Origin of the sequence: Roseobacter ponti (genome assembly GCF_012932215.1) — a bacterium.
GTDB lineage: Bacteria > Pseudomonadota > Alphaproteobacteria > Rhodobacterales > Rhodobacteraceae > Roseobacter > Roseobacter ponti.
In genome coordinates this window covers 3,600,070-3,626,431 of sequence record NZ_CP048788.1, presented here as the reverse complement: position 1 = coordinate 3,626,431, position 26,362 = coordinate 3,600,070, and the positions used below count along the sequence as shown (strand labels likewise).

The window sequence follows — 26,362 nt, the reverse complement described above, 5'->3', positions numbered from 1 at the left end:
CAGCAGGTGTCGCCCGGTGGCATGTGGCGATGGAAGATTTTGCCGGGTGATTGACTGGTCTTTCGCGAAAATATGCACAAAAAAAGGGCTGAACGATTAATTTGCATAAAAATTAGGCTAAAAATAGATTACCGCTGTAGCACACCGCGCCTCAACAATCCGATAAAAGCCGGATAAGGTGCTCAAAACAAACCGGGCCGGGCAGGTTCTTCATGAGTGATTCACCAAGAGGCAAACGTCCTCTGGTCGCAGACAAACGTTATGGCGGCAAAGCGGCCGCTAAACCTGCGCGCAAAGCAAAGGCCAAACCGAAACCTGCCCGCAGGAGCCAGCGCAAAAAGCCGTCGCGGCCCCGTCGTGGCGGGCTGATCGGACTGGGGCAGCGGCTGATCAGATGGGTGATCCGCCTGATCTGGCGGGTGGTCTGGCGTGTCGGGCTTGTCGCCGGCGTCGTGCTGGCGCTCTTTGTCGGATATTATGCAACATCGCTGCCGCCGGCGACGGAACTGCTCGACGGGCGGGCGCGTGGGTCTGTGACCCTTCTTGATCATGAGGGCCGCGTTTTTGCCTGGCGCGGCGATCAGTTCGGGGGCGCCGTCACCGCTCAGACGGTTTCCCCGCATCTGAAAAACGCGATCATCGCCACCGAGGACCGGCGTTTTTACCGTCACTTCGGTCTGAGCCCGCGCGGCATTGCCAGTGCGGTCAGGATTAACCTGAGCGAAGGTCGTGGTCCGCTCTCAGGTCACGGCGGCTCGACGATTACGCAGCAGACCGCCAAACTTCTGTGTCTGGGCGTGCCCTATAATCCCGAAACTCAGAGCGAAGCGGAATATGAAACCGAGTGTCGCCGCGGGACCATAAAGCGCAAAGCGTCCGAGGCGGTTTATGCGCTGGCGATGGAAGTGAAATACTCCAAAGACGAGATTCTGACGATTTACATGAACCGCGCTTTTCTGGGCGCCGGCGCCCGTGGCTTTGAGGCGGCCAGCCAGCGCTATTTCGGCAAGTCGGCCGCAAATGTAGACGCCGCCGAAGCGGCGATGCTCGCAGGGCTTCTGGTTGCACCGACCCGTTTTGCGCCGACCAATGACCTTACCCGGTCGCGCAACCGCGCGGCAACGATACTGCGCCTGATGAACGAACAGGGCTTTTTGTCGGATGCTGAAACGAAAACGGCACAGAACAATCCCGCCGAGCTTTCCGAAGCTGCAGAGGCTCGCTCGGGCGGGTATTTCGCGGACTGGGTCATGTCGTCCGGCCCTGAGTTCTTCACCCGCAAAACAACCGAAGACGTGATCATCCGCACAACGCTTGATCAGCGCATCCAGCGCAGCGCCGAAGATGCTATGAAATGGGTCTTTGCCAATAAAGTGCGTGAGGGCTCCAAAGCTCAGGCCGCCATCGTTGTGATGTCTGCTGACGGGGCCGTGCGTGCCATGGTCGGCGGCCGCCGGACCAGGGTGGACGGTGCGTTCAACCGGGCAGTTCAGGCCAAACGCCAGACCGGCTCTGCTTTCAAGCCGTTTGTCTATGCCGCAGCACTTGATCTGGGGTATTCTCCCAATGACACGGTCGAGGATGAACCGCTGACCATCGATATCCCGGGCTCAGGCCCCTGGTCGCCGCGAAACTATACAAACAGGTATTACGGCACCGTGACCCTGACCCGGGCGTTGCAGGACAGTCTGAACATTCCGGCGGTCAAAGTCTCGGAGTTTGTCGGACGTGACCTCGTGCGCGAAGTCGCCACGCAGTTCGGGCTGGAAAGTGATCTCGCGGCCGGGCCGGCGCTGGCTCTCGGGGCGTCTGAAAGCACGCTCATCAACATGACGGGCGCCTATGCGGGCATCCTCAACGGCGGCTCATCGGTCACGCCCTACGGTCTGATCGATCTGCGTCTGCTGGATGATAAAGAGCCCTTGATGGAAACCGGCGGCGGCATCGGTGAGCGGGTCATTCCGGAAGAGGCTGCGCGCCAGCTGATCTATATGATGGAGAAAGTGGTCTCTCAGGGCACCGGACAGCGCGCTCAGTTCGGCGGGCGGGAACTTGCCGGGAAAACCGGCACCACCCAGGCCGCGCGCGATGCCTGGTTTGTGGGCTTTTCTGCGGATTACGTGGCCGGTATCTGGATGGGTTATGATGATAATACCCCGCTGACCGGCGTGACCGGTGGCGGGCTGCCGGCGGAAATCTGGCGCGAAACCATGAGCCGTGTACATGAAGGGATGCCCCTGTCACCGCTGCCGATGATGTTGCCGGGCCAGGGCGAAACGCGCGACACCCGCACGCCGACCGGGAGCGGCCCCGTGGGGCTGCTGGAAAGCCTGCTCAGAGATATTCTGGGGGGCGGTGGGGGCGCATCATCAGGGACGCGCCCGCAACCGGAACGCTGAGCGTCTCTCAGCCGGCGTTGCGCAGATCAGCAACCAGCTGATCTATATTCCCCCGGCGCTTGTCGAGCATCGCGCCGATTTCGGTGCGCTCGGTCAGCAGCAGGTTCACACCTTCGACGAAGATGTTGAAAAGCTTGTCCCGTCCGGATCGGTCAGACACAAGAAAGGTCACGTTGACCGGCTCTTCGCCCTGCAGATAGGCCACGGACCGGATTTCGTATCCGGCTTTGATCTGCCGTGCAGACTGTACCTCGACGCGCCCGCCGATAAATTCACGGAACTGTTTGCCGTACTTGCGCGAGATGTATCCCTGAAAAGCGTCGGTAAAGGCGCTTTTCTGAGCCGCTGTGGCCGAGCGTCCGTCGTTTCCGAGCGCATACTGCGCCATGATCGGCACATCGGCATAGCGCACGAAAATCGCCTCGAAATCACGCAGCATGGCCGCTTCTGACTTGCCGGATTCGATGACGCGGTTGATCTCACCAACCACGGTTTCAACGAGATTGCGCGCAGCGCTCTCGCTGAGAGCCAGAGCAGGGGTGGCGCATGCAGCTGCAAAAAGCGTTGCAGCGGTGCCGGAAAGAACACTCCGGCGGGAAATATTACTGAGCATAGGGGTCCTCATAAGGATCAAAGTCGTCTGCGGAATTTTCGCCAAGTTCAAAACGCCGGTTCTGCAGGTAGATCTGGCGCGTCTGAGCATAGCTGTCCGCACTTTCATACAGTACGGAGTCGATTGTGTCGCTGAACTTTTCGCGATTGTTCAGACCGGCAAAGCCTTTCGATACCGGCGGTACATATCGCTCCGGCACATCCTCAATTGTGGCAAAGGTCAGCGGATTGGTAAAGAAATCCACAATCAGACCGGCGGTCGACCGCTGAGTCGACGGACCGAAGAGCGGTAGTTCGATATAGGCACCTTCGCCCGCACCCCAGACCGACAGCGTCTCGCCGAAATCTGTTTTGCGGTCTGCGATCTGCAGTTCAGAGGCTGCATCCACAAAGCCACCCAGACCGATGGTCGTGTTCATCACAAAGCGGATAACCGAGACACCCGCGCTTGCCAGATCACCCTGCAGCAGGCTGTTGACCGCATAGCCGGGCGTGGAGAGGTTATCAGAAAAATTATTGACCGTATTGCGGATTTCCACCGGCACCACATAGCCATATCCCTGCGCCACCGGGCGCACGAGATTTTTGTCGAGCCCCTTGTTGAAAGCATGGATTTTCCGGTTGGTCGTCTCATAGGGGTCGTTGATTCCGTCTGTGCGGGTCACCTGGTCCTGCGATGTTGCGCAGGCGCTGACGAAAACACAGAGCAAAAGCACCGCGGCGGCGCGGAAGGGCAGTCGTGGGGGGTGGGAATGAAACAATGGTGCGATCCTGCAAATCAGAGTGTGCGACAGATAGGTCTTTAGTCTGCGTTGCCCAGACGGCGATTTCGAGGAAACTTTGTGATGTGGCAACGAAGAGACAGAGCGGCAAACATAAAACTGAGCGGTAACGGTTATTGCGCGCATCATCAAGGGTGTGGAAAACTTCCCGGGGGTACGACATTTGCCGCGTGCAGGGCCGTCCGGGCAATCATATGCTTTCACAGAGACTGATAAAGGCTGCTGCGGTAAGGCCCGGTGATGCCCCTGCCGGTCGTCCGGCGACCACAGTTCAGCAGCGGTCACGGCAAGTTTTTGCTCGCACAGGGGATGTGGGGGCTGGTATCGGGGCGCGTGAGATGGTTGCGTGATCAGGCGCGCCTTCACTGAACAAAGGAATTTGCCATGAGCTTTGCTGCCAGACTTGCCGAACTGGGTGTCACGCTGCCCGACGCACCCGCTCCTGCGGCCAACTATGTGCCCTGGGTCCGGACGGGTGATACGCTTTACGTCTCCGGACAGATATCCGCGGGGCCTGACGGGATGATCAAAGGCAAACTCGGCGATGACATGGACGTTGATGCGGCAGCTGCTGCGGCCCGCTGCTGCGCGATCAGCCTGCTGGCTCAGGTCAAAGCCGCCTGTGACGGGGATATTGACCGGCTGGAGCGCGTAGTGAAGCTTACCGGGTTCGTGAATTCGACCCCCGACTTCGGCGATCAGCCAAAAGTGATCAACGGGGCGTCGGATTTCCTTGTGGAAGCTCTGGGGGATGCGGGTCGTCACGCGCGCTCGGCAGTATCTGCCGCCTCTTTGCCTTTTGGTGTGGCTGTCGAAATCGAAGGCATTTTTCAGATCCGATGAGACCGCCGCTTCCTGATGATTTCCTGACGGTTCCGCTTGCGCATCGTGCGTTGCACGATGTGACTGACGGCCGCCCGGAAAACAGCCGTGCAGCGATCCGGGCTGCGATCGCGGTCGGATACGGTATTGAGATCGACGTGCAACTCAGCGCAGATGACCAGGCGCTTGTCTTTCATGACGACAATCTCGACCGCCTCGCCCGTGCCAGCGGCCCCGTCCGGGCACAAAGCGGCGATAGGCTGACCGCCACCGAACTCAAAGGTGGCGACGGCGAAGGCATCCCAACGCTTGCCGAAATCCTGGCCCTCGTGGATGGTCGCGTGCCGCTTCTTGTCGAGATCAAGGATCAGGACGGTGCGATGGGCCCCGGTATCGGTCCTTTGGAGCGGGCCGTGGCGCGCGGTCTTGCCGGATACGCGGGACCTGTCGCCGTGATGTCATTCAACCCGTATTCCGTGGCGAAGATGGCGGCACTGCTGCCGGATGTGCCGCGCGGGCTGGTGACCAGCTGTTACGACCCGACGGACTGGCGGCTGGACCCGCAGGTCTGTGCCCGCCTGCGCGACATCCCGGATTACGACGAGGCGGCGTGCAGCTTTATCAGCCACGAGTGGCAGGATCTGTCCCGCCCGCGGGTGCAGGCGCTGAAATCTGCCGGGGCGCATATCCTCTGCTGGACGATAAAATCGCCTGCTGATGAGGCACAGGCCCGCCGGATCGCGGAAAATATCACCTTTGAGCAGTATCGCGCGCCGCTGAACGCTTGAACCGGGCGCGCAGCAGCACAGGTTAAGCCCATGGCAGAAGCGCGCAACATGCACGAACAGGAAGTCGAAATCCGGGTTGTTTCAAGCCTGCGCGAGATAAACGCGCAGGACTGGGATGCCTGCGCCTGCCCCGAAGCCGCAGAGTGCGGGCGCCCCGATGATCCCTTCACCACCTACCGGTTTCTGAGCGCGCTTGAAACAAGCGGCTCTGTGGGGGCCGGCACCGGCTGGCAGCCGCAGTATCTGACCGCCCTGATTGACGGGCAGCTGATCGGTGTCGCACCGATGTACGTGAAATCGCACAGCCAGGGGGAATATATCTTTGATCACAACTGGGCGCATGCATATGAACGTGCGGGCGGGCGCTATTACCCCAAACTACAGATCGCGGTGCCGCACACGCCAGCCACAGGACGGCGGTTTCTGGTGCGTCCGGATTTTGAAGAGACCGGCACGGCAGCCCTCGTGCAGGGCGCGGTGCAGCTGGCGCAGAACAACAACGTCTCATCGCTGCATGTGACCTTCTGCACGGCAGATGAAGCTGAGCGCGCCGCTGGTATGGGCCTGATGCTGCGCAAGACACAGCAGTTTCACTGGGAAAACCACGGCTATGCGGATTTCGACGGGTTTCTTGCCAGCCTGAGCTCGCGCAAACGCAAAAACATCCGTAAAGAGCGCGCGCAGGCGCAGGCCTTCGGCGGCACGATCCGCACCTACACCGGCGATGACCTGAAGCCTGAGCACTGGGATGCTTTCTGGCAGTTCTACCAGGATACCGGCGCGCGCAAGTGGGGCACACCCTATCTCACGCGCCGGTTTTTCGATATCGCCCAGGAGACGCTGCGCGATGACATGGCGCTGGTGCTCGCGGAACGCGACGGCGTGCCGGTGGCGGGGGCGCTGAACTTTATCGGCGGTCAGGCGCTTTACGGGCGTTACTGGGGCTGTACCGAACATCACCCGTGCCTGCATTTCGAATTGTGCTATTACCAGGCCATCGATATCGCGATTGCCCGCGGGCTAGCCCGGGTCGAGGCCGGCGCACAGGGCGAGCACAAACTGGCGCGCGGGTATCTGCCCCGACCCACCTGGTCGCTCCACTGGGTCGGCGATCCGGGGTTTCAGGACGCCATCGCGCGCTATCTTGAAGCGGAACGGGACGCTGTTGACGAAGAGATCAGTGTGCTGACGGAATATGGCCCCTTCCGGAGGGCCGAAGTTGAGGAACAGGAATGACTGAGAAACTGAAAGACGATGAACGCGGCACCCTTGTGGGTCCGCTCCTGGCCACCGGCTGGGAAATGGTCGAGGGCCGCGACGCGATCCGCAAAACCTTTGAGTTCAAAAACTTTGTCGAGGCATTCGGCTGGATGACCCAGGTTGCGATCTGGGCGGAAAAGCTCAATCACCACCCCGAATGGGACAACGTCTACAGGACGGTCAATGTGGTGCTGACCACGCATGATGTGGACGGGCTGAGCGCGCTTGATGTCAAACTCGCCGGTAAAATGAACAGCCTCGCCGAGTAAAACCATGGAAAATATGCTTCAGACCGAAATCTGGCAGGGAAAGACCCTCGCCGATCTGCTCACCCTTGATTTTCTGGCCGGTATTGCGGGCTCCGTTCTTGCAGCCATCGGCATCCTGCTGCTCGGCTGGTTCATATCGACATGGCTGCAAAAGCGCGTTCGCGCGCTTGGCCGGGCGCATGCGCATCTTGATGACATGCTCTTTGATTTTCTGTCGTCGATTGTCCGCTATGTGGTGCTTGGGTTCACGGCGCTCTTTGTGCTCAACACATTCGGGGTGCAGACGACCTCGATCATCGCGGTCATCGGTGCGGCCGGTCTCGCTGTGGGTCTGGCGCTGCAGGGCACGCTGTCGAATATCGCCGCCGGCGTGATGCTGATCCTCTTCCGCCCGATCCGTACCGGAGATTTTGTCGATGTGGGCGGCACGATGGGCACCGTGGTGACCGTAAACCTCAATTTCACCGAACTGGCCGATATCAGCAATGTACAGGTAATCATCCCCAATTCGCAGGTCTGGGGCAATGTGATCACCAACTACTCGACCAATGACACGCGCCGGGCTGAGTGGACTTTCGGTGTGGGCTACGGCGTTCATCTGGCCGATGCCGAGCGGATAATTATCGACACGATCATGCGGGATCCGCGGTCAAAAGCAGTGCCTGAGCCATTTATTCAGGTCAATAACCTCGGCGCGAGCTCAGTTGATTTTCTGGTGCGCGTCTGGGTCGATGCCTCTGAGTACTTTGCCTATCAGGCTGATATGAAACGCGCGGTCAAAGAGGCGCTGGATGCGGGTGGTATTGATATCCCCTTTCCGACACGCACGATCGTCAGCGTGGATGCGGACGCATCCGACTGATCTCCGGATCACGAAAAAGGCCCGGCGCATCAGCACCGGGCCCCTGGTCACACCCACAAGACTGCGGTTTACATGTTTTCCAGCAGGCCTTCGCCGGCTGAGACCTCACACATGCCCGGTGCCTCTTCGGGCTGGAAAAGGGTCACTTTGCCGTCTTCCACAAGCATCGCATAACGTTTGGAACGGTCCACCAGCCCTGCAGGTGGTGCGCTGAATTCCATACCCAGTGCCTTTGTCATGCTGCTGTCGGGATCGGCGAGCATGGTGATCCCGGCGTTGGCAGCGCCTGTGCTCTCGCCCCAGGCTTTCATCACGAAGGGATCGTTGACCGAAACGCAGATGATCTCATCCACTCCTTTGGCGTCAAACTGATCTTTGGTGCGGACAAAGCTCGGCACATGCGCGGAATGGCAGGTTGGCGTATAGGCGCCAGGCACGGCGAAGATCACGACTTTGCGGCCTCTGGTTTTCTCAGCGAGTGACACCGTCTCCGGTCCGTCGTCGCCCAGCCGGACAAGGGTTGCATCGGGAAGCTGATCGCCCTGTGAAATCGTCATGTGATACGCCTTTCTTGTAATTGCGTTCGTTCTTACCGTCGATATAGGGTGCGGACGGGCATGCGACCAGCGAAATCCAAGGGTAAGGGGCGCGCGAATGGGACAGGTAATCGTGATCGGTGCAGGTCAGGCGGGGGCATCCTGTGTGGCCAGACTGCGCAACAGCGGTTTTGAAGGCGGCATTACACTCATCGGTGCCGAGCCGGTCCCGCCCTATCAGCGCCCGCCGCTGTCCAAGGCCTACCTTATGGGCGAAATGACGCGGGAGCGTCTCTTCCTGCGCCCGGAAAGTTTTTACGCGGAACAGGGGATCACGCTGCGCACAGATGCGCGCGTGACCGCAATCGACCCCTCAGCGCAGACAGTTTCAATGGGCGACGAAGTGCTGCGTTATGACGATCTGGTGCTGGCGACCGGGTCGGAGCCGCGCCGGCTGCCGGCTGCCATCGGCGGCGACCTGAAAAACGTGTTTGTGGTGCGGGACCTCGCGGATGCCGATGCCATGGCCCCGCATTTTGTGCCGGACGCGCGGGTGCTGATCATCGGTGGTGGCTACATCGGTCTTGAAGCTGCGGCAGTGGCGGCGAAACTCGGCCTCAGGGTAACGCTGGTGGAGATGGCCGACCGGATCCTGCAACGCGTTGCAGCCCCGCAGACCAGCGACTATTTCCGCGATCTGCACAGCCGCCACGGAGTTGAGATCCGCGAAGGCGTGGGCCTCGACAGGTTGCTGGGCGAGGGCACCGTTTCAGGGGCGCGCCTGACCGACGGCCGCGAGATCGGCATTGATTTTGCCATCGTCGGTGTCGGCATCAGTCCTGCCACAGCCCTGGCAGAGGCGGCGGGCCTCGGGACAGACAACGGCATCCGCACGGATGCCTTCGGGCGCACCTCAGACCCGCATATCTGGGCGGCGGGGGATTGTGCTTCCTTCCCCTGGCGCGACGGGCGCATCCGTCTGGAAAGCGTGCCCAATGCCATTGACCAGGGTGAGGCCGTGGCCGCCAACATCATGGGCGCTGAGGCTGAGTATGTGGCAACGCCCTGGTTCTGGTCTGATCAGTACGATGTGAAACTGCAGATCGCCGGGCTCAATACCGGCTATGATACCGTTGTGACGCGGCGTGGTGAGGGGCAGACAGCCTCATTCTGGTATTACCGGGACGGCGTACTTCTGGCCGTCGACGCGATGAACGACCCGCGCGCCTATATGATCGGCAAGCGGCTCATTGAGGCCGGCAAAACCGCCGACCCGGCCCTGGTCAGCGACCCCGGCGCAGATCTGAAACCGCTGATGAAAGCATGAGGATCATTGCGGGCCGGTTCCGCAGTGTCGCTCTGGCCAGCGTCGGAAAAGGCGATGCCGGCGCGCATCTGCGCCCGACAACCGACCGGGTGCGCGAGAGCCTCTTTAATGTGCTGCACAACCATGATGTGCTTGTTGGCGCGCAGGTGCTTGATCTCTTTGCCGGCACCGGCGCGCTGGGGCTGGAGGCGTTATCGCGGGGCGCCGCACATGTCACCTTTGTCGATGACGGTCGGGTGGCCGGGCGCCTGATCCGCGAGAATATCGCAAAGCTGCGGGTGCAGCAGGAAACCCGCCTGATCACGCGGGACGCACGCGCGCTGCCGGCCTGTGGCGGCACACCCTGCAATCTGGTGTTTCTTGATCCGCCCTATGGCAGGGATCTCGGTCAGCCGGCTCTGGCACAGGCCGATGACGCCGGCTGGCTGGTGCAGGACGCCTTTGTCGTATGGGAGGAAGCAGGGCCCATGCAGCCGCCGCAGGGCTTTACACTGGTCGATCAGCGGAAATACGGCGACAGCTGGATAACACTGCTGTCGAAAACCCCGTCATGATGTGCTAACCTGCCACCATGTTCGCATCTGTGTTTTTCCCCGCCAGGATCCTGCCTGAACGTGACCGGACCGCGCCGGCCGCACCTTCGCGCAAAAGCACGCCGGTGTTCATCGGCGATGCGGTGCAGCCGCTTGGCAGGGACACGCTGTTGCTGGAGATTATCCGCCGCGACGCGCGGGCAGACGAAGATCAGTCCTGAGAATACGTCGGATGAAACATGCCGCCGGGTGAGAGCGTGAAAATCTCCGCCCCCTCAGCCGTGACACCTACCGAATGCTCAAACTGCGCTGACAGTGATTTGTCACGGGTCACAGCCGTCCAGTCATCAGACAGTGTCTTGGTCTCCGGACGGCCCAGATTGACCATCGGCTCAATGGTAAAGAACATGCCCTCTTCAAGCACCGCACCAGTGCCCGGACGCCCGTAGTGCAGCACATTGGGCGGGGCATGAAACACCCGTCCCAGACCGTGGCCACAGAAATCACGCACCACTGACATCCGGTGGCTCTCGACAAAGGACTGGATGGCATAGCCGATATCACCAAAGGTATTGCCCGGCTTTACCGCATCGATGCCGATCATCAGCGCGTCATGGGTAATCTCGATGAGGCGTTCGGCTTTGCGCGGCAGCTTTCCGGCCACATACATGCGGCTGGTGTCACCGAACCAGCCATCCACGATCACCGTCACATCGATGTTGAGAATATCGCCGGGTTTCAGCTTTTTGTCGCCCGGAATGCCGTGACAGACCACGTGATTGACCGAAATACAGCTCGCATGCTGATAGCCTTTGTAGCCGATGGTGGCCGATGTGGCGCCTGCGTCCCCGACCATCTGCGTGATCAGGCGATCGATCTCGCCTGTGGTCTGGCCGACAAACACATGCTGGGCAATATCGTCAAGGATACGCGCGGCCAGCGCGCCTGCCCTGTGCATGCCCGCGAAATCGCTGCTGTCATAGATGCGTATGCCGTCTTTGGTCTGGCGTCCGCGCAGGTCTTCGTTCACCGGTGTCTCCATGGTACGTCTCTTAAGCCTTGTTCGTACATTTTATCGCGCCTGACCCGCAAGGGCCAGAGGCGGTTCAGATTTCAATCCGCAGCGGTCGGCCGACGCGCACCCCTTCGGGCGAGATATCGGTATCATAACACAGGGTTTCAACACCCTGCGACGTGGCCGCGCGCCAGGCTGCAAGGTATGCGGGGTCAATATCGCCGGCGAGCCCCATGCACGTACAGTCGCTGCGCTGCACCAGATAGAGCATCACGGCCCGGTGCCCGGCTGCGGCCATATCACCGAGTTCTGCAAGGTGCTTTGCCCCGCGTGCCGTTACGCTGTCGGGAAACTCGGCGCACCCCTCAGCCCGGCTCAGCGTCACACTTTTGACCTCGACCCATGCATCGCGAAGGCCCTCCTGCTGCAGGAGGAAATCAATGCGGCTGGCGCGGCCGTATTTCACTTCTGCCCGCACTGTCCCGTAAGCCTCCAGCGGCGCGATCTGACGCGCATTCAGTGCTTCTTTCACAGCCCGGTTCGGAATGCCTGTATCGACACCGGTGAAATGCCCGTTTTCATGATCAACGAGCCGCCAGCCGTATTTCAGCTTCTTTTTCGGATCATCGTTGGGCTCGAGCCAGACCCGGGTGCCGGGGTCCGCGAGGCCCGCCATAGAGCCCGGATTGGCGCAATGCGCAGTAATCTCAGCACCGCTGTCTTCCAGCACGCAGTCCGCCAGAAAGCGTTTGTAGCGGCGGGTCAGGCGGGCGGGGATAAGATCAGTTTGAAAGCGCATGATGCGGGGTCTATACCCCGGTGAGACACAGACGCAAGGAACAGACAGATGTCAAACCCCACGGCGGCGATGCTGGTGATCGGAGACGAAATCCTGTCCGGGCGGACGCGCGATGCGAATATGTATTATCTCGCCGGTGAGCTGACCGCTGCAGGCATCGATCTGCGCGAGGTCCGCGTTGTCAGCGACGACAGCGAGGCGATTATTGCAGCAGTACAGGCGCTATCGGCCGCGTATAATCATGTCTTTACCAGCGGCGGTATCGGCCCCACCCATGATGACATCACTGCCGATTCTATTGCTGCAGCCTTCGGGCGCAGCATCGACGTACGCGAGGATGCTCGCAGCCTGCTTGAAGCGCATTACAAAAAATCTGCACTTGAGCTTAATGCGGCACGCCTGCGCATGGCACGCATTCCCGAGGGGGCCGGCCTGATCGAAAATCCGGTCTCGGTGGCGCCAGGGTTCGTGGTGGAAAACGTATATGTCATGGCCGGTGTGCCTTCGGTCTTCAAAGCGATGGTCGAAAGCATTTTACCGCAGCTGACCGGTGGCGCGCCGCTGATCTCGGAGACGTTGCGGATCAACCGCGGCGAGGGGGATATCGCGGGGCCTCTCGGGGAGATTGCCGCATCCTATCCGCAGCTCAGCATGGGCTCTTACCCCTTTCAGCAGCGAGACGGCAAATACGGGGCCAATGTGGTGATCCGTGGCGGGGACAGTGCGCTGGTCGCAGAGGCGATGGCAAAGCTGCAGGCGGCTTTTGCGGAATGACACCTGCGCCCACCCGGCTTTTTGATGCGGTGGAGCGGACCTGGCCTGCGGCAGCAACGCACCGCGCCGGGCCATGGCTCATCCGCGACGGGCAGGGCGGTGGCAAGCGCGTCTCAGCGGCGACGGCTGAGGCCCCGGTCACTAAAGCCGATATCGCGCAGGCCGAAGACGCCATGCGCGCCCTGCATCAGGCACCGCTTTTCATGATCCGCGCCGGCGACGAGGCGCTGGACGCTCTGCTGGACGCCCGCGGCTATGCAATCGTTGATCCGGTGCGGGTGCTGGTGATGCCGGTTGCCGGACTGACCGACAGACCGGTTCCCCCGGTCACCGCGTTCACCATCCGGGAGCCGCTGGCGATCATGGCGGAAATCTGGGCGGCGGGGGGTATCGGACCTGCGCGCCTTGATGTGATGGCGCGGGCGGAGAACCGGACTGGCATCCTTGTGCGCTGGAACGAAAAACCGGCAGGTACCGGATTTGTGGCCTGTGACGGCGACATCGCGATGGTGCATGCCGTCGAAGTTAAACCTGAACAGCGCCGTCAGGGGGTCGCAGGCTGGATCATGCGCGCGGCGGCCTTCTGGGCCCGGGATCAGGGGGCCGGCACCATGGCCGTGCTCTGCACCGAAGCCAACACTGCGGCAAACGCACTCTATTCGGCTCTGGGCTTTGAGAGGGCCGGACATTACCATTACCGCATGAAGTCCGCGACAGGAGCAAAAGACTATGGCTGACCGTGACCTGCCCACAGCGCTGGACCTGCCGATGACGGATCCGCTGCCCGCGCCCACGCAAAAGTATTTCGACGTCTGCATGGAAAAGCTGGGCATGATCCCGAATGTGCTGCGCGCCTATGCCTTTGACATCGACAAACTCGATGCTTTCACCGGCATGTATAACAATCTGATGCTGGCGCCTTCGGGGCTGAGCAAGCTGGAGCGCGAGATGATTGCCGTGGTCGTCTCTTCGATCAACAGGTGCTTTTACTGCCTTGTCGCGCATGGCGCGGCAGTGCGGGTTCTCTCGGGAGATCCGAAGCTCGGAGAGGCGCTGGTGATGAATTACCGGGTCGCCGATCTTGATGGCCGCCAGCGCGCGATGCTGGATTTTGCCGCGAAGATGACCACCGCGAGTGCAACCATCGAGGAGGCCGACCGCCAGTCTCTGCGCAAGGTGGGGTTCACCGACAACGACATCTGGGACATCGCGAATGTGGCGGGTTTTTTCAACATGACCAACCGGGTTGCGAGCGCCACTGACATGCGCCCCAACGATGATTATCACGCGCAGGGCAGATGACACCGGGCGGGACGGCTTTACGCGGCCTCTTTGCCGCACTGGCGCTCTGTGCGGCCCTGCCGGTGGCTGCGTTTGAGCCGGAACTGCCCGTGGGTGCGCGCCTGACCGTTGAACGCAATACCGCCCCTGACAGTTTTCAGGCGCCGGTCGGTGTGTGGCGGGACGGTGCAGTGCCATCCCTGCAGGTCGAGGGGGCCGTAACCCGGCGCGCCTGGCGGATCAATACGCCCGGTCTGACCCCGCTGCAGGTGGTTCTGCCGCTGCGAGCGCAGATTGAGGCCGCGGGCTATGAGGTGATTTTCGAATGCGCCGCGCGCGACTGTGGCGGGTTTGATTTCCGCTTTGAGACCGAAATCCTGCCCGGCCCGAATATGTACGTAAACCTTTCGCGCTACCGCTATCTGACGGCGGTTGCCGGCCCGCAGGAGGCCCCGGGTCGGGTTCTGGGCGTGGTCGTCAGCGTCACGGCCGCATCTGCTTATGTTCAGGTGATTGCCGTCGATACCGGCGTATCGATGGAAGACCTGTTGCCTGAAACCGAGCCTGCACCAGATGTGGTGTCAGAAACACCTCAGACCGGCGCGCCCGCGGAACCGGCGGCACCTGCGGCCGCTCTGCCCCGGGTGAACGAAGGCAATCTGCTTGAACGCGGTTTTGTCGTGCTGCGTGATCTCGAATTTGACACCGGCAGCACCGATCTGGGTCCTGGTCCCTTTGCATCGCTGCAAAGGCTTGCAACTCTGCTCAGAGACCGCCCGGATCTGCGTCTGGCTCTGGTAGGGCACACCGATACGACCGGCGGGCTCTCGGCGAACATCGCGGTGTCACGGGCCCGCGCGCGTTCCGTGCGTCAGCGCCTGGTTGATGAATACGGGATTGCCGGCAGCCGGCTGGATGCAGAGGGCATGGGTTACCTTGCACCCGTTGCCTCGAACCTGACCGACGCCGGGCGCAGCCTCAACCGCCGCGTCGAAGCCGTGTTGCTGGATGCGGAATAGAAAAACCCCGGCGCAGGAGACACCGGGGTAAAGTCGTCGGGGCGGGTGGGGTCACCAGTCCGACGGACCTTTTTCGGCAAAGGCATGCACCAGAAAATCGATAAAGGCGCGTACTTTGGGCTGTGTGAAACGGCCCGGCGGATAAACCGCATAGATGCCCTGTGTCTCAACCGGCAGATCGGGAATTGCGTCTTCGATCAGGCCCTTTTCCATCGCATCGGCATAGAGAAAACTGGGCAGATAGGCGATGCCAAGGCCCGAGATCGCGGCATTCAGCAGGGACTGTCCGTCATTCACGCTGAGCCAGCCCGCAGTCCGCACCTGACGCTTTTCGCCCGAAGGGGCCGTCAGTTTCCAGACATTGCCCGACGACTGGTTGGAATAATGCAGCAGTTTATGATCGTTCAGATCATCGATCTTTTCCGGACGACCGTACTTTTCGAAGTAATCCGGGCTCGCGATCATGCGTTTTGTTGTTTCGGTCAGTTTGCGGGCGCGCAGCGTGCTGTCTTCCAGCTCACCGATGCGCACGGCCATGTCAAAACCTTCGGAAATCAGCTCAACATAGCGGTTGTTGAGTACCATATTCACAGTGATATCGGGGAAGTCTGACAGGAATTCGCTCAACACGGGCGACAGGTGGTTCACGCCGAAATCAGTTGCCACTGAGATGCGCAAAAGGCCCGAGGGCGCGCTTTGCATCGACGTGACAAGAGCATCGGCCTCGCCTGCATCATTCAGGACCCGGCGGGCCCTGTCATAATAGGCAAGCCCGATTTCCGTCGGGCTCACGCGGCGCGTCGTGCGGTTCAGCAGACGTGCGCCCAGACGGGCTTCAAGCGATGAGACGTGCTTGGAAACGGCGGATTTGGAAATCCCCATTTTCTTGGCCGCATCTGTGAAGCCGCCCTGGTCTACGACCGTCGCAAAGGCTTCCATTTCAGTCAGGCGGTCCATTGCCGATCCCTTCAATTTACTCGTTACACAAACTTATGATCACCAAATCAGGCAGGAACGGGGCGCATTCTGGACAGTATCGCGGTTTTTGCATGGATCGTTCAGGGCGTGGAAACGATCAATCTATGCGTGAAGTTCATGCCACCTTACACGCATGGGCTCGTCATGACACGGGGTAATTCCGGCCACAGCAACTGGCTGAAGATCTGAAGCTCTCGCTCAGAGCATCGCAACCGGGCCGGACGGGGAGGGATGCACCCCCGCCCGACATCACAGCGCGGCAGCGAGGCGGGTGCCCTGATCAATCGCGCGCTTTGCATCAAGCTCGGCAGCCACATCCGCGCCACCGATGACATGGCAGGCGACACCGCGTTCTTCCAGCGCATCTGCAAGGCTGCGCTCGGACAGCTGCCCGGCACAAAGCACAATCGTATCGGCCTCAATCAGCGTCGGGTTCTCGCGGGCCTCTCCATAAGAGACCACGAGCCCGCCTTCCTCGATGCGCTCGTAATTCACCCCGCCGACCATTTTCACGTCTTTCATCGCCAGCGCCATGCGGTGGATCCAGCCGGTGGTTTTGCCCAGCCGCTTGCCGGGTTTTTCCGCTTTGCGCTGCAGCAGTGTCACGGCGCGGGCGGGCGCATCCGGTTGCGGGCCCTCGGGGGCGAGGCCTGCGCGGTGCTCTTCGGGGTCGGTGACACCCCATTCGCGCATCCAGTCCGGCAGGCTTTCGGTGGGGCTGGTGCCCTCGTGCACGAGATACTCGGCCACGTCGAACCCGATGCCACCCGCGCCGACGACAGCCACCCGGTCTCCGACCTTTGCCTTGCCGCGCAGCACGTCGACATAGTTCACCACATGCGGCGCGTCCTGCCCGGGAATGCCCGGATCACGCGGCAGCACACCGGTGGCAATCACCACGTCGTCAAAGCTCTGCAGATCGTCTGCGGTCACCTCGCGGTTCAGATGAACGGAGACACCGGCCTCCGCCAGCATTGTCCGGTACCAGTCAACAAGGCCAAAGAACTCCTCTTTGCCCGGCACCTGTTTGGCCATATTGAGCTGCCCGCCGATTTCATCCGCGCGGTCAAAGAGGGTCACATTATGCCCGCGACCGGCTGCCGTGATCGCGGTGGACAGCCCGGCAGGGCCGGCGCCGACAATGGCAATCGTCCGCGTCTCATCCGCCGGCGCGATGGTCAGCTCGGTCTCATAACAGGCGCGCGGGTTCACCAGACAGCTGGAGATTTTGCCCGAGAACGTATGATCGAGACAGGCCTGGTTGCAGGCGATACAGGGCGCGATTGTGTCACCCTGCCCGCGCATCGCTTTGGCCACGAAATCGGCATCTGCCAGCATCGGACGCGCCATGGAAACCATATCCGCGCAGCCTGTAGCCAGCACCTCTTCGGCGACACCCGGCGTGTTGATCCGGTTCGAAGTGATCACCGGGATGCCAACCCTGCCCATCAGCTTTTTGGTAACCCAGGCAAAGGCCGCGCGCGGCACCGAGGTCGCAATGGTGGGGATCCGCGCTTCGTGCCAGCCGATGCCGGTATTGATGATCGTCGCACCTGCGGCCTCGATGGCCTGCGCAAGCTCAACCACTTCGGCATGGGTCGAGCCGTTGGGCACCAGATCGATCATCGAGAGCCGGTAGATCAGGATGAAATCCGTGCCTGTGGCTTCGCGCACCCGGCGCACCACCTCTACCGGCAGGCGCATCCGGTTCTGGTAGGACCCACCCCACTCATCGGTGCGTTGATTGGTATGCGTCACAAGGAACTGGTTTAGGAAATACCCCTCCGAGCCCATGATCTCCACCCCGTCGTATCCCGCATCCTGCGCGCGCTGAGCACAGGCCACGATATCGCTGATCTGCTTTTCGATGCCTTCCGCGTCAAGTTCGGTCGGTGCAAAAGGCGAGATCGGAGATTTAACCGGTGAGGGTGCCACGCACTTGGGCCCGTAGGCATAACGCCCGGCATGCAGGATCTGCATCGCGATCCTGCCACCTGCTGCATGCACGCGGTCCGTCACGATACGGTGGTTGGCCACATCTTCATCGCTGACCATCATCGCAGCCCCCGGCAGGACGGAGCCTTCGAGGTTGGGGCCGATCCCGCCGGTAACCATCAGCGCCACTTCACCACGCGCCCGGGCGGCATAGAATTCCGCAACCCGGTTCCAGTCTTTGGTTTCCTCAAGACCGGTATGCATCGAGCCCATCAGCACGCGGTTTTTGAGCGTGATGAAACCCAGATCCAGTGGCGCCAGAAGATGCGGATAGTCTGCCATGCCGAATTCCCCCTTATTGGTTGTCACCACATCACATTTTCACATATCCGCTGTCACGTCGAACGCGGCGTCAAACGGCGAAAGGATGCGACATGATCAGGTGGACAGAGCCAGGATGCGCCCCCGCGCTTGCGGAGGTCATGTTCCGTGCGGTGCGTGAAGGGGAGAGCCCGTACAGTGAGGCGCAGCGCGCCGCCTGGATGCCTGCGCGTCCGGAGCCTGCAGGCTTTGCCACACGGCTGGCGGGATATGACTGCGCCGTCGCAGAGGCGGAGGGCCTCGCACAGGGTTTCATGACACTCGCCCGCGACGGATACATCGATCTGGCCTTTATCCTGCCTCAGGCGCGGGGCTGCGGTATCTTCCGCGCGCTCGTTGATGCGATCGTCGCCCGCGCGCGCCTCCACGACATACCGCGCCTGTGGACACAGGCCAGTCTGATGGCGGAACCGGCCTTTCAGGCGACGGGCTTTCAGGTTATCCAGCGGGAGAGTGTGCAAAGGTCGGGGCAGCATCTGCCCCGGGCCTTAATGGAGAGACATCTGACATGACCCCCGAAGACATCGAAAAACTGCCCTATCGCCCCTGCGTGGGTGTGATGCTGATGAATGCTGCGGGTGAAGTCTTCGTCGGACAGCGGATCGACAGCCGGATCGCCGCCTGGCAGATGCCGCAGGGCGGGATCGACAAGGGCGAAGAGGCACGTGATGCCGCGCTGCGCGAGTTACTTGAGGAAACCGGTGTCACGCCTGAAAAGGTCAGCGTTGTGGCCGAAAGCGGTCAGTGGCTGCCCTATGAGCTGCCCCATGATCTCGTGCCGAAGCTCTGGAAAGGGCGGTTTCGCGGTCAGCAGCAGAAATGGTTCCTTCTGCGGTTTCATGGCACCGATGATGAGGTCAATATCGAGGCCGAGCCCCGGGAGTTTTCAGAATGGCGCTGGTTGCCCGTCGCGGAGCTCGTAGAAAACATCGTGCCATTCAAGCGCCACGTCTATGAGGCTGTTCTGAAGGAATTCAGCGACCACCTCAGCTTCTGAACACCGGCACGCCCGGACCCGCCGTTTCCGGCAGCAGCCCTTTCAGTCTCGGGTCGTCATCGACCTGTACTTTCTGACTGACGGGGGTGAAACCGCTGCGCCGGTAGAACGCCAGCGCCTGCGGGCTGTCTATGGTGCAGGTGTGCACATGAAAAAGGCTGATGGGCTGCGCCCAGGCCCGCGTAATCGCCTCGTTCATCAGATACCGCCCGGACCCGGTGCCAATGAGCGCCCGCGTCAGGCCGAAATAGGCCAGCTCACACGCGCCCTCGCGTCGGAAATCGAGCTCCAGCAGCGCCTCGTCCCGCCCGTCCCGGCGCAGCGTGAAATAGGCCGTCGCAGGGTCCGTCAGGATCGCATCAAGGGCCGCATCATCCAGCAGCAGACGCCCGTACCAGAGCCAGTCCTCCGACCCCACACGGCGGAAAATATCCCGGTACCAGTCGCGATCGGGTGTCACCTGATGAAAGCTCACCCCGTCAGGCAGCGGCACCGCGCGCATCTCGGGCGGCGCGCGCATCTCCAGCCTGGTGACGATCACCGCGACCTTACCCGGCGGCACATCGTGAAAGCCGTCCCTGAGCATTTTCAGACCAGACCTTCGGCCTGAAAAACCTTCATCATTTCTTTTTGCGGGCGCGGGCCGATGTGGCTGATGACCTCGGCCGCGCAGGCGTTGCCCATCCTGCAGCAGACATCGACGTCGCGCCCGGTTGCGAGACCATAAAGGAACCCTGCCGCAAACTGATCACCTGCCCCTGTCGCATCCACGGGGGTGACTTCCTCAACCGGGACATCAATGCGTTCACCGTCAGAGATGACCGAGACGCCATCGCCCGACCGGGTGCAGATCACCAGCGGGCAGATTGCTGCGGTTCTGGTCAGCGCGCTCTCCAGATCCGTCTCAAAAAGCGAGCAGATCTCGTGCTCATTGCCGATCACATAATCAAGGTCGTTCTCAATGAGTGCCAGGAAATCCGCCCGGTGCCGCTCCACACAGAACGGATCAGATATGGCGATGCCGGCGATGCCACCCCCGGCTTTGGTCGCCCGGGCGGCTTCGCGGAATGCGGTTTTGCCGGCGTCGTGATCGAAAAGATACCCCTCAAGGAACATGATCCGCGCGTTGCCGGTGACTTCAACCGGCACGTCGCCCGAGGTCAGGCCGGTTGAGATGCCCAGATAGGTGTTCATCGACCGCTCCCCGTCAGGGGCCACGAAAATCATGCTGCGCGAGGTCGGCACGTCGCTGCCCTGCACCGGCGGGTTGACGAAATCGATGCCGTTATCCGTCATCGCATCCGCGTAAAACCGTCCCAGCGCATCATCACGCACCCGACCGATAAACGCCGTCTGCAGCCCCAGAGCGCCGACCCCGGCGACGGTGTTGGCCACCGCCCCGCCAGGGGTCTGCAAGCGGTCGGACATCGAGGCATAAAGTGTCTCGGAGCGGTCGCGCTCAACAAGCTGCATGATGCCTTTTTCGATGCCCATATGATCGAGAAAACTGTCATCGGCATGGCTGATTACATCGACAACGGCGTTTCCGATGCCGACAAGCTGGTAATGTTTCATGTTGTCTTATCCTCAAATGCGCACAGATCGCGGATGATACAGGTCGGGCACTGCGGCTTGCGTGCCTTACAATGATAGCGCCCGTGCAGGATCATCCAGTGGTGGGCGTGCAGCTGAAAGTCGGCCGGAATATTGTCTTCGATGGCGCGTTCGACTGCTTCGACCGTTTTGCCGGGAGCGATCCCTGACCGGTTGCCCAGCCGGAAGATATGCGTGTCCACGGCCTGCGCCGGATGCCGCCACCACATGTTCAGCACCACATTGGCGGTCTTGCGTCCGACACCCGGCAGCCCTTCGAGAGCCGCGCGGCTGTTGGGCACCTCGCCGTTGTAGTCCTCGACCAGGATCCGGCTCAGCTTCATGACGTTTTTCGCCTTCTGCCGGAAAAGCCCGATGGTTTTGATGTGCTCTGTGAGCGTCTCCGGCCCCAGATCGAGCATCTTCTGCGGCGTATCCGCGATAGCAAAAAGCGCGCGCGTGGCTTTGTTGACGCCGGCGTCCGTGGCCTGGGCGCTCAGAGCGACAGCAACCACCAGGGTGTAAGCATTCACGTGATCGAGCTCACCCACGGGTGCCGGATCCGCCTCCTGAAAGCGCGTGAAAATCTCGCGGATCGTATGATAGCCAAGCTGTTTTGCCATGCCGGAGGTATGCGGTGATTTACCGCCCGGGGCAAGCTGATCGGCCGCGATATCTCTAAAATCCATCACAAAAGCCGACTGTTTTCTCAGCCGGAAATTTACCCTGATCTGAAAGAGTGCGTGCAATCGCAGGAGCAGGACTGACATGCCGACACGGACCTTTTATGCCTACGGGCCGGATGCACTGGTTATGGACCCGGATACAGGTCAGACTTCGCTGGCCCCTGATTATAACGCCCGCGACGGGCGTACGCGCATCGAGGTCGACGACAACGATAACTTTGCTGATGGCGACGACAGCAATGACGAGGTCGGCGATGACGCGGACCAGACTGCGGTGGTCTATGACACCAGCGGCAATACGCTCGACGCGGGCCGCATCTATGTTGAAGAGGTGCGCTGGTACGAGACATCTGAAGGAAATGTATTTTCGCTGAACGTGTTTGAGATCGATGGAGAGGTTGTGGGGTATATCCCGAGCGAACCGATGCAGGCGGGCGAGAGCTACACCTTTATCGGCACCACCGAATCTGGTGAGAAGATGAAAGGGCAGCAGGCCCAGGACGCGCGAAATCAATACAGCTTTTACGAGCAGAATTCGGTGGCCTGTTTCGGGCCGGGCACGATGATTGCAACCCAGGAAGGGGATATGCCGGTCGAATGGCTGGAGACTTCCGATCTGGTGCTGACGCGCGACCACGGATATCAGCCTGTCCTCTGGATCGGACGCACGCGTCTTGATGCGGGCTATTTCCGGCAGTACCCCGACGAGGCGCCCTTGTGCCTGCCTGCCGGATCTCTGGCAAACGGGACCCCTGTGCATGATCTTTGCCTGACCGGTGATCACCGCGTGTTGCTGTGTTCTGCGCGTGCCGAACTGCTGTATTTTTCCGCCGAAGTGCTGGCACCGGCCAAAGCCTGGCTCGATCGTGATGTCGCCCGCGCTGTGGTGCCGCAGCGCAGTTTTACGCTGACCCACATCCTCTGCGCCGAGCATCAGATTATCCTTGCTGAAGGCGCATGGGTCGAGACAATGTTCACCGGGTCCGAAGCGCTGCGCCGCCTGAGCCCGCAGGACCGTTCGCGGCTTGAAGATCTGCTCGGCACGGATTTCCGGCGTCAGAGCACCGCGCGTCCCTGCGTGACCCGCAAAGAAGCCCGTCTGCTGATTGACCCGCCGGCACGCAGTCCGGATCTGCCGCACCAACAGCGGGCTGTCCGTGCATGATGCGCAGGTTCCGGGTCGAAATTCCCCGCCGGCCCGGCTACATCTGAGGCATGACAGAACATCAGACTTTTACCGCCGGCGCAGAAGGCAGCTATCACTACGGGGTAATCCGCCGGGCGATTGACCTGCTGGATCAGGCAGAAGAACCCGTGTCCCTCGATGCCATCGCAGCCGAGATGGGAATGAGTAACGCTCACTTTCAGCGGCTTTTCTCGCGCTGGGTCGGCATATCACCAAAAAAGTATCAGCAGTATCTGACGCTTGGATATGCAAAAACCCTTCTTGCAGAGCGGTTCACGACACTTGAAGCGTCACATGCCGCGGGGCTCTCGGGCAGTGGTCGCCTGCATGATCTTTTTCTGCGCTGGGAGGCGATGAGCCCGGGTGAATTCGCCCGCAAAGGCGCCGGCCTTGAGATCCGCTGGGGCTGGTTTGAGAGCCCGTTCGGCCCGGCCATCGTGATGGGCACCGAAAAAGGCATCTGCGGCATTGGCTTCGCTGCCGAAATCGGCGCAGAAGCCGCCTTGGAGGACCTGATGCAGCGCTGGCCCTCGGCTGAATTCACTGAAGATCCGATGATGCTGCGTCCCTGGGTTCTTCAGGCCTTTGGCGCCGGCGACGGCAAACTGGATACGGCGCCGCTGTTTCTCATCGGCGCACCTTTTCAGATAAAGGTCTGGGAGGCGCTGCTCGCGATCCCGTCCGGTCACGTGACGACCTATTCAGAGATTGCGCGCGCAGTCGGCAGCCCGCGGGCGGTGCGCGCTGTGGGCACCGCCGTCGGGCGTAACCCGATCAGCTGGCTGATCCCCTGTCACCGTGCCCTGCGAAAATCAGGCGGACTTGGCGGATACCACTGGGGCCTGCCGATGAAACGCGCGATGCTGGCGCTGGAAACAGTAAACGGCCCGGCCTGAGCCCTTCACGACCGGTAAATAATCGCTGACTTTCCCCTTTCTTTGCTGCGGAACCGTCCCCATATTGACAGCGTTAATAAATGACGCCCCGCCCGAACGGGGCCGCAACCACTGAAGGCAGTACGTTTATGATAAATCTGAAATCTCCCGTGGCGCTTGCGTTGGCAGGCAGCATGGCGCTTGGTGCCTGCACCGTTCCCGCCTCGGATCCGAATGCCCCTCCCGTGCCCGCGGGCCAGAATACCCAGCAGGGCGCGCTTGTGGGTGCCGGTGTCGGTGCGCTGGCCGGCGCACTCTCCAAAGGGGACGGCAATCGCGGCGATGCAGCGCTAATCGGTGCTGTCATCGGATCCGCCGTGGGTGCCGGTATCGGGTACTCACTCGACAGGCAGGAAGCCGATCTGCGCAACCAGCTTGGCAACGACAACGTCACCATCGTCAACACCGGTGACCGGCTGATCGTCAGCCTGCCGCAGGATATCCTTTTTGCCACTGACAGCTTTGCGATCCGCTCTGATCTGCAGACGGATCTGCGCACAGTTGCCAGTAACCTGCGCCAGTATCCGCAATCGACCATTCAGGTGATCGGGCACACCGACAGCGATGGTGATGCGGCCTATAATCAGCGGCTTTCAGAACGCAGAGCCGGCGCGGTCCGTGATGTTCTGATCAACGCAGGGGTCTCTTCCGCACGGGTGCGCAGCATCGGCAGGGGCGAGAGCCAGCCGGTGGCCAGCAACCTCAGCGCTGACGGCAAAGCACAGAACCGTCGCGTGGAAATCGTGATACTGCCAAACGCCTGATCAGTCGGATCAGACAAGTATTGAGGCCGCGGCACCCCCGCGGCCTCTTGCTTTTCCAAAGCTGTGCCACAGGTGAGAGCGCAACGGAAAACACAAATTATCGGAGTATCCATGTCGGACGTTAAACTTTTCGGCCTGTCAGGATCCCTGCGCGAGGGGTCTTCCAATTCAATGCTGCTGCGCGAGGCCGCACGGCTGTTCGGGCCCTGCAGCTATACCCAGGCGGATCTGAACCTGCCGCTTTACGACGCTGACGCAGAGGCCGAAACCGGCGTGCCCGAAGCGGTGACCGGCCTTGCCCGTCAGATCGCCGCTGCGGATGCGGTCCTGATCTCGACGCCTGAATATAACAAGGGGCTTTCCGGCGTTCTCAAAAATGCTCTGGACTGGATCAGCCGAACGAAAGGATCACCCTGGAAGGACAAGCCGCTTGCGGTCATGTCCGCCGCGGCCGGGCGCGCCGGGGGCGAGCGTGCGCAGATGGTCCTGCGCGGTTTCATGGTGCCTTTCCGCACCCGCATTCTTCAGGGTCCGGAAATTCACCTTGCCGACTGCACGAACCAGTTTGACGAAAGCGGCAGGCTGAAAGGCGAGATCTATCAGCGTGAACTCACGGCGCTGATGGATGGCCTGAAAGAAGAGATCGCGCGATCATCCGGCTGAAGAGAGACTGACACAGAGGCGCGTTCTGCGGTCGCCCGGCGGTGTCGCTGCCGCAGGTTCGTGCTGTTTGTGGCAGACGCAGCAGCGTGCCCGTCGCGCTCAGAAAGATGCCTCGACGTCAAACCCTTCCGGAATGCGGTTTGTGCCGTCAAGCACCAGATCTGCCATCACCTCCGCGATGCCGGGCGCCATACCAAATCCGATTTTGAAGCCGCCGTTGGCGATGAAATGCCCCGGGCGCCCGGGCCATGCCCCCAGCATCGGCGCCCGGCTGCGCGCCCGCGGACGCACGCCCGCCCAGCGTTCCGTCACGGGCGCGTTGCGCAGTGCCGGCACGGCGGCGCGGGCTCTCGCGATCACATCGTCAAGCTGCTGATCAACGCGCGACGGGTCACTGTATTCCCGCTCAGAGGTCGATCCGACGGCCACGGTCCCGTCGCTGTGCGGTATGATATGCAGCCCGTCTGCAAAAAGTTGCGGCGCGCCTCTGGCGTCATGCTGCAACAGGGCCGCCTGACCTTTCACCCCGGCACCGACCAGCCTGTGATGTCCGGCGTTCAGCGCCTCAAGCCCTGCGATGCCGGTGGCATGTATGACCGCGCCACTGTCCTCGCCGTCCACCTCTGCCCGGACGCCCCGGGCGGCCAGCGCGGCCACCAGAGCGGCGCAGGCCCGTCTCGGGTGCAGATGCGCCGAAAGCGTGTCGCGGATCAGCCAGCCCGTCGGGCTCGCCGGTGTCCACGGGTTGTCGCTTGCAGGTTCCAGCGACCAGGTGGCTTTCCCGCGCCAGAGATCCGTCGCCGTGTCCGCGCGGCGCCGGGCCAGCACGAGGGCACCGGCGTCCGCCACCGGCTGCAACCGTCCGGCTGCCTGATATCCCGGGTCTGTGCCCCCCGCGTCCGCGACTTCAGCCCAGAATGCAGGTGCTGCAAGAAGGCTTTCGAACTGAAAAGCTTTCTTTGCGTTCCAGTTCTCCGGCACATGCGGGGCCAGTGCGCCCACGATCCCGCCACTGCTGCCGGACGCCGGACCGCAAGGGTCAGTCAGGCGCACCTGCGCACCACGCCGCACGCAGGCCCAGGCAATGCTCAACCCGAAGATCCCGGCACCGCGCACTGTTATTTCGCCCATTGCTAAAGCCTGCCTTCTGCCTCAGTGTCGCGCCA

At 61.4% G+C, this 26,362-nt stretch carries 30 protein-coding genes; 19 read left to right on the top strand and 11 right to left on the bottom strand.

The features are described from left to right. Positions 1-212 precede the first annotated feature (212 nt). On the top strand, positions 213-2,399 hold the full coding sequence (locus G3256_RS17425) for a transglycosylase domain-containing protein (RefSeq protein WP_206040767.1): 2,187 nt from the start codon (positions 213-215) through the stop codon (positions 2,397-2,399). Positions 2,400-2,406: 7 nt separating this feature from the next. On the opposite strand, the gene G3256_RS17420 is transcribed toward G3256_RS17425, so the two are convergent. Next, positions 2,407-3,012 carry an MlaC/ttg2D family ABC transporter substrate-binding protein gene (locus G3256_RS17420; RefSeq protein WP_169642030.1) on the bottom strand — a complete coding sequence of 202 codons (606 nt, stop codon included), beginning with the start codon at positions 3,010-3,012 and terminating at the stop codon, positions 2,407-2,409. Next, positions 3,002-3,676 (bottom strand): MlaA family lipoprotein, encoded by a 675-nt coding sequence (locus tag G3256_RS17415; protein ID WP_246227675.1) that lies wholly within the window; start codon positions 3,674-3,676, stop codon positions 3,002-3,004. The genes G3256_RS17420 and G3256_RS17415 overlap by 11 nt, the downstream gene beginning before the upstream one ends. Positions 3,677-4,177: 501 nt before the next feature. Between G3256_RS17415 and G3256_RS17410 the strand changes: the two genes are divergently transcribed. From G3256_RS17410 to G3256_RS17390, 5 genes are read left to right on the top strand one after another with little or no spacing between them, the layout of a single operon-like run. Beyond that, positions 4,178-4,636, top strand: coding sequence for a RidA family protein (locus G3256_RS17410; protein WP_169642029.1), 459 nt, complete (start codon positions 4,178-4,180; stop codon positions 4,634-4,636). Beyond that, the gene (locus tag G3256_RS17405) at positions 4,633-5,403 is read left to right on the top strand and encodes a glycerophosphodiester phosphodiesterase family protein (RefSeq protein WP_169642028.1); all 771 of its coding nucleotides are present in this window, start codon (positions 4,633-4,635) and stop codon (positions 5,401-5,403) included. The genes G3256_RS17410 and G3256_RS17405 overlap by 4 nt, the downstream gene beginning before the upstream one ends. Positions 5,404-5,451: 48 nt before the next feature. Continuing rightward, the gene (locus G3256_RS17400; RefSeq protein WP_169642497.1) at positions 5,452-6,639 is read left to right on the top strand and encodes a GNAT family N-acetyltransferase; all 1,188 of its coding nucleotides are present in this window, start codon (positions 5,452-5,454) and stop codon (positions 6,637-6,639) included. Further along, positions 6,636-6,932 (top strand): 4a-hydroxytetrahydrobiopterin dehydratase, encoded by a 297-nt coding sequence (locus tag G3256_RS17395; protein ID WP_169642027.1) that lies wholly within the window; start codon positions 6,636-6,638, stop codon positions 6,930-6,932. Before G3256_RS17400 ends, G3256_RS17395 begins: the two co-directional genes overlap by 4 nt. A 4-nt stretch (positions 6,933-6,936) precedes the next feature. Continuing rightward, positions 6,937-7,794, top strand: coding sequence for a mechanosensitive ion channel family protein (locus G3256_RS17390; protein WP_169642026.1), 858 nt, complete (start codon positions 6,937-6,939; stop codon positions 7,792-7,794). 68 nt (positions 7,795-7,862) lie between these two features. On the opposite strand, the gene G3256_RS17385 is transcribed toward G3256_RS17390, so the two are convergent. After that, positions 7,863-8,351 (bottom strand): peroxiredoxin, encoded by a 489-nt coding sequence (locus tag G3256_RS17385; RefSeq protein ID WP_169642025.1) that lies wholly within the window; start codon positions 8,349-8,351, stop codon positions 7,863-7,865. 97 nt (positions 8,352-8,448) lie between these two features. Between G3256_RS17385 and G3256_RS17380 the strand changes: the two genes are divergently transcribed. From G3256_RS17380 to G3256_RS17370, 3 genes are read left to right on the top strand one after another with little or no spacing between them, the layout of a single operon-like run. Then, positions 8,449-9,657, top strand: a complete 1,209-nt coding sequence (locus G3256_RS17380; protein ID WP_169642024.1) for an NAD(P)/FAD-dependent oxidoreductase — start codon at positions 8,449-8,451, stop codon at positions 9,655-9,657. After that, the gene (rsmD, locus tag G3256_RS17375; RefSeq protein WP_169642023.1) at positions 9,654-10,211 is read left to right on the top strand and encodes a 16S rRNA (guanine(966)-N(2))-methyltransferase RsmD; all 558 of its coding nucleotides are present in this window, start codon (positions 9,654-9,656) and stop codon (positions 10,209-10,211) included. Before G3256_RS17380 ends, rsmD begins: the two co-directional genes overlap by 4 nt. A 17-nt stretch (positions 10,212-10,228) precedes the next feature. Next, complete coding sequence (locus G3256_RS17370) at positions 10,229-10,411, top strand: hypothetical protein (protein WP_169642022.1); 183 nt, start codon at positions 10,229-10,231, stop codon at positions 10,409-10,411. Here the strand turns inward: G3256_RS17370 and map are convergent. Continuing rightward, positions 10,402-11,232 carry a type I methionyl aminopeptidase gene (gene map / locus G3256_RS17365; protein ID WP_169642021.1) on the bottom strand — a complete coding sequence of 277 codons (831 nt, stop codon included), beginning with the start codon at positions 11,230-11,232 and terminating at the stop codon, positions 10,402-10,404. The genes G3256_RS17370 and map overlap by 10 nt on opposite strands. A gap of 64 nt (positions 11,233-11,296) precedes the next feature. Then, positions 11,297-12,004, bottom strand: a complete 708-nt coding sequence (gene sfsA / locus G3256_RS17360; RefSeq protein ID WP_169642020.1) for a DNA/RNA nuclease SfsA — start codon at positions 12,002-12,004, stop codon at positions 11,297-11,299. Between the two features lie 48 nt (positions 12,005-12,052). On the opposite strand from sfsA, the gene G3256_RS17355 reads away from it, so the two are divergent. The 4 genes from G3256_RS17355 to G3256_RS17340 are packed head-to-tail and all read left to right on the top strand — an operon-like array spanning position 12,053 to position 15,078. Then, positions 12,053-12,778, top strand: a complete 726-nt coding sequence (locus G3256_RS17355) for a competence/damage-inducible protein A (protein WP_169642019.1) — start codon at positions 12,053-12,055, stop codon at positions 12,776-12,778. Further along, on the top strand, positions 12,775-13,515 hold the full coding sequence (locus tag G3256_RS17350; protein WP_169642018.1) for a GNAT family N-acetyltransferase: 741 nt from the start codon (positions 12,775-12,777) through the stop codon (positions 13,513-13,515). Before G3256_RS17355 ends, G3256_RS17350 begins: the two co-directional genes overlap by 4 nt. Then, positions 13,508-14,080 carry a peroxidase-related enzyme gene (locus tag G3256_RS17345; protein ID WP_169642017.1) on the top strand — a complete coding sequence of 191 codons (573 nt, stop codon included), beginning with the start codon at positions 13,508-13,510 and terminating at the stop codon, positions 14,078-14,080. The genes G3256_RS17350 and G3256_RS17345 overlap by 8 nt, the downstream gene beginning before the upstream one ends. Then, a complete protein-coding gene (locus tag G3256_RS17340) occupies positions 14,077-15,078 on the top strand; it encodes an OmpA family protein (RefSeq protein ID WP_169642016.1) in 1,002 nt (333 codons plus the stop codon). Before G3256_RS17345 ends, G3256_RS17340 begins: the two co-directional genes overlap by 4 nt. Before the next feature lie 51 nt (positions 15,079-15,129). Here G3256_RS17340 and G3256_RS17335 read toward each other — a convergent pair whose 3' ends face one another. Continuing rightward, positions 15,130-16,035 carry a LysR family transcriptional regulator gene (locus G3256_RS17335; RefSeq protein WP_169642015.1) on the bottom strand — a complete coding sequence of 302 codons (906 nt, stop codon included), beginning with the start codon at positions 16,033-16,035 and terminating at the stop codon, positions 15,130-15,132. A gap of 270 nt (positions 16,036-16,305) precedes the next feature. Further along, the gene (locus tag G3256_RS17330) at positions 16,306-18,333 is read right to left on the bottom strand and encodes an NADPH-dependent 2,4-dienoyl-CoA reductase (protein ID WP_169642014.1); all 2,028 of its coding nucleotides are present in this window, start codon (positions 18,331-18,333) and stop codon (positions 16,306-16,308) included. 92 nt (positions 18,334-18,425) lie between these two features. On the opposite strand from G3256_RS17330, the gene G3256_RS17325 reads away from it, so the two are divergent. Both G3256_RS17325 and G3256_RS17320 read left to right on the top strand, forming a co-directional pair. Beyond that, positions 18,426-18,884, top strand: a complete 459-nt coding sequence (locus G3256_RS17325; RefSeq protein WP_169642013.1) for a GNAT family N-acetyltransferase — start codon at positions 18,426-18,428, stop codon at positions 18,882-18,884. Then, the gene (locus G3256_RS17320; protein WP_169642012.1) at positions 18,881-19,369 is read left to right on the top strand and encodes an RNA pyrophosphohydrolase; all 489 of its coding nucleotides are present in this window, start codon (positions 18,881-18,883) and stop codon (positions 19,367-19,369) included. The genes G3256_RS17325 and G3256_RS17320 overlap by 4 nt, the downstream gene beginning before the upstream one ends. Here G3256_RS17320 and G3256_RS17315 read toward each other — a convergent pair. The 3 genes from G3256_RS17315 to nth are packed head-to-tail and all read right to left on the bottom strand — an operon-like array spanning position 19,359 to position 21,585. After that, positions 19,359-19,955 (bottom strand): GNAT family N-acetyltransferase, encoded by a 597-nt coding sequence (locus G3256_RS17315; protein ID WP_169642011.1) that lies wholly within the window; start codon positions 19,953-19,955, stop codon positions 19,359-19,361. The two genes, G3256_RS17320 and G3256_RS17315, sit on opposite strands and share 11 nt — an antisense overlap. Positions 19,956-19,957: 2 nt before the next feature. Then, positions 19,958-20,944 carry an adenosine kinase gene (locus G3256_RS17310; protein WP_169642010.1) on the bottom strand — a complete coding sequence of 329 codons (987 nt, stop codon included), beginning with the start codon at positions 20,942-20,944 and terminating at the stop codon, positions 19,958-19,960. After that, positions 20,941-21,585, bottom strand: coding sequence for an endonuclease III (nth, locus tag G3256_RS17305; RefSeq protein ID WP_169642496.1), 645 nt, complete (start codon positions 21,583-21,585; stop codon positions 20,941-20,943). Before nth ends, G3256_RS17310 begins: the two co-directional genes overlap by 4 nt. A gap of 145 nt (positions 21,586-21,730) precedes the next feature. Between nth and G3256_RS17300 the strand changes: the two genes are divergently transcribed. The 4 genes from G3256_RS17300 to G3256_RS17285 all read left to right on the top strand — a co-directional run bounded on the left by G3256_RS17300 (position 21,731) and on the right by G3256_RS17285 (position 25,196). Then, positions 21,731-22,813, top strand: a complete 1,083-nt coding sequence (locus tag G3256_RS17300) for a Hint domain-containing protein (protein WP_169642009.1) — start codon at positions 21,731-21,733, stop codon at positions 22,811-22,813. 50 nt (positions 22,814-22,863) lie between these two features. Then, positions 22,864-23,730 carry a bifunctional helix-turn-helix domain-containing protein/methylated-DNA--[protein]-cysteine S-methyltransferase gene (locus G3256_RS17295; RefSeq protein WP_169642008.1) on the top strand — a complete coding sequence of 289 codons (867 nt, stop codon included), beginning with the start codon at positions 22,864-22,866 and terminating at the stop codon, positions 23,728-23,730. A 128-nt stretch (positions 23,731-23,858) separates the two neighbouring features. Next, positions 23,859-24,533 carry a YiaD family glycine zipper/OmpA-like lipoprotein gene (locus tag G3256_RS17290; RefSeq protein WP_169642007.1) on the top strand — a complete coding sequence of 225 codons (675 nt, stop codon included), beginning with the start codon at positions 23,859-23,861 and terminating at the stop codon, positions 24,531-24,533. Between the two features lie 111 nt (positions 24,534-24,644). After that, entirely contained in the window at positions 24,645-25,196 is a 552-nt protein-coding gene (locus tag G3256_RS17285; RefSeq protein WP_169642006.1) for an NADPH-dependent FMN reductase, read from the top strand. 99 nt (positions 25,197-25,295) lie between these two features. Here G3256_RS17285 and G3256_RS17280 read toward each other — a convergent pair whose 3' ends face one another. Beyond that, a complete protein-coding gene (locus G3256_RS17280) occupies positions 25,296-26,327 on the bottom strand; it encodes an NAD(P)/FAD-dependent oxidoreductase (protein WP_169642005.1) in 1,032 nt (343 codons plus the stop codon). Positions 26,328-26,362 lie beyond the last annotated feature (35 nt).

Coding starts and splice junctions, on each gene's coding strand:
- G3256_RS17405 (WP_169642028.1), top strand. CDS start 4,633: ATGAGACCGCCGCTTCCTGATGATTTCCTGACGGTTCCGCTTGCGCAT.
- G3256_RS17340 (WP_169642016.1), top strand. CDS start 14,077: ATGACACCGGGCGGGACGGCTTTACGCGGCCTCTTTGCCGCACTGGCG.
- G3256_RS17420 (WP_169642030.1), bottom strand. CDS start 3,012: ATGCTCAGTAATATTTCCCGCCGGAGTGTTCTTTCCGGCACCGCTGCA.
- G3256_RS17400 (WP_169642497.1), top strand. CDS start 5,452: ATGCACGAACAGGAAGTCGAAATCCGGGTTGTTTCAAGCCTGCGCGAG.
- sfsA (WP_169642020.1), bottom strand. CDS start 12,004: ATGCGCTTTCAAACTGATCTTATCCCCGCCCGCCTGACCCGCCGCTAC.
- G3256_RS17325 (WP_169642013.1), top strand. CDS start 18,426: ATGATCAGGTGGACAGAGCCAGGATGCGCCCCCGCGCTTGCGGAGGTC.
- G3256_RS17330 (WP_169642014.1), bottom strand. CDS start 18,333: ATGGCAGACTATCCGCATCTTCTGGCGCCACTGGATCTGGGTTTCATC.
- rsmD (WP_169642023.1), top strand. CDS start 9,654: ATGAGGATCATTGCGGGCCGGTTCCGCAGTGTCGCTCTGGCCAGCGTC.
- G3256_RS17350 (WP_169642018.1), top strand. CDS start 12,775: ATGACACCTGCGCCCACCCGGCTTTTTGATGCGGTGGAGCGGACCTGG.
- G3256_RS17310 (WP_169642010.1), bottom strand. CDS start 20,944: ATGAAACATTACCAGCTTGTCGGCATCGGAAACGCCGTTGTCGATGTA.
- nth (WP_169642496.1), bottom strand. CDS start 21,585: ATGGCAAAACAGCTTGGCTATCATACGATCCGCGAGATTTTCACGCGC.
- G3256_RS17385 (WP_169642025.1), bottom strand. CDS start 8,351: ATGACGATTTCACAGGGCGATCAGCTTCCCGATGCAACCCTTGTCCGG.
- G3256_RS17290 (WP_169642007.1), top strand. CDS start 23,859: ATGATAAATCTGAAATCTCCCGTGGCGCTTGCGTTGGCAGGCAGCATG.
- G3256_RS17390 (WP_169642026.1), top strand. CDS start 6,937: ATGGAAAATATGCTTCAGACCGAAATCTGGCAGGGAAAGACCCTCGCC.
- G3256_RS17410 (WP_169642029.1), top strand. CDS start 4,178: ATGAGCTTTGCTGCCAGACTTGCCGAACTGGGTGTCACGCTGCCCGAC.
- G3256_RS17345 (WP_169642017.1), top strand. CDS start 13,508: ATGGCTGACCGTGACCTGCCCACAGCGCTGGACCTGCCGATGACGGAT.
- G3256_RS17425 (WP_206040767.1), top strand. CDS start 213: ATGAGTGATTCACCAAGAGGCAAACGTCCTCTGGTCGCAGACAAACGT.
- G3256_RS17335 (WP_169642015.1), bottom strand. CDS start 16,035: ATGGACCGCCTGACTGAAATGGAAGCCTTTGCGACGGTCGTAGACCAG.
- G3256_RS17295 (WP_169642008.1), top strand. CDS start 22,864: ATGACAGAACATCAGACTTTTACCGCCGGCGCAGAAGGCAGCTATCAC.
- G3256_RS17380 (WP_169642024.1), top strand. CDS start 8,449: ATGGGACAGGTAATCGTGATCGGTGCAGGTCAGGCGGGGGCATCCTGT.
- map (WP_169642021.1), bottom strand. CDS start 11,232: ATGGAGACACCGGTGAACGAAGACCTGCGCGGACGCCAGACCAAAGAC.
- G3256_RS17285 (WP_169642006.1), top strand. CDS start 24,645: ATGTCGGACGTTAAACTTTTCGGCCTGTCAGGATCCCTGCGCGAGGGG.
- G3256_RS17395 (WP_169642027.1), top strand. CDS start 6,636: ATGACTGAGAAACTGAAAGACGATGAACGCGGCACCCTTGTGGGTCCG.
- G3256_RS17315 (WP_169642011.1), bottom strand. CDS start 19,955: ATGCTCAGGGACGGCTTTCACGATGTGCCGCCGGGTAAGGTCGCGGTG.
- G3256_RS17355 (WP_169642019.1), top strand. CDS start 12,053: ATGTCAAACCCCACGGCGGCGATGCTGGTGATCGGAGACGAAATCCTG.
- G3256_RS17280 (WP_169642005.1), bottom strand. CDS start 26,327: ATGGGCGAAATAACAGTGCGCGGTGCCGGGATCTTCGGGTTGAGCATT.
- G3256_RS17370 (WP_169642022.1), top strand. CDS start 10,229: ATGTTCGCATCTGTGTTTTTCCCCGCCAGGATCCTGCCTGAACGTGAC.
- G3256_RS17320 (WP_169642012.1), top strand. CDS start 18,881: ATGACCCCCGAAGACATCGAAAAACTGCCCTATCGCCCCTGCGTGGGT.
- G3256_RS17300 (WP_169642009.1), top strand. CDS start 21,731: ATGCCGACACGGACCTTTTATGCCTACGGGCCGGATGCACTGGTTATG.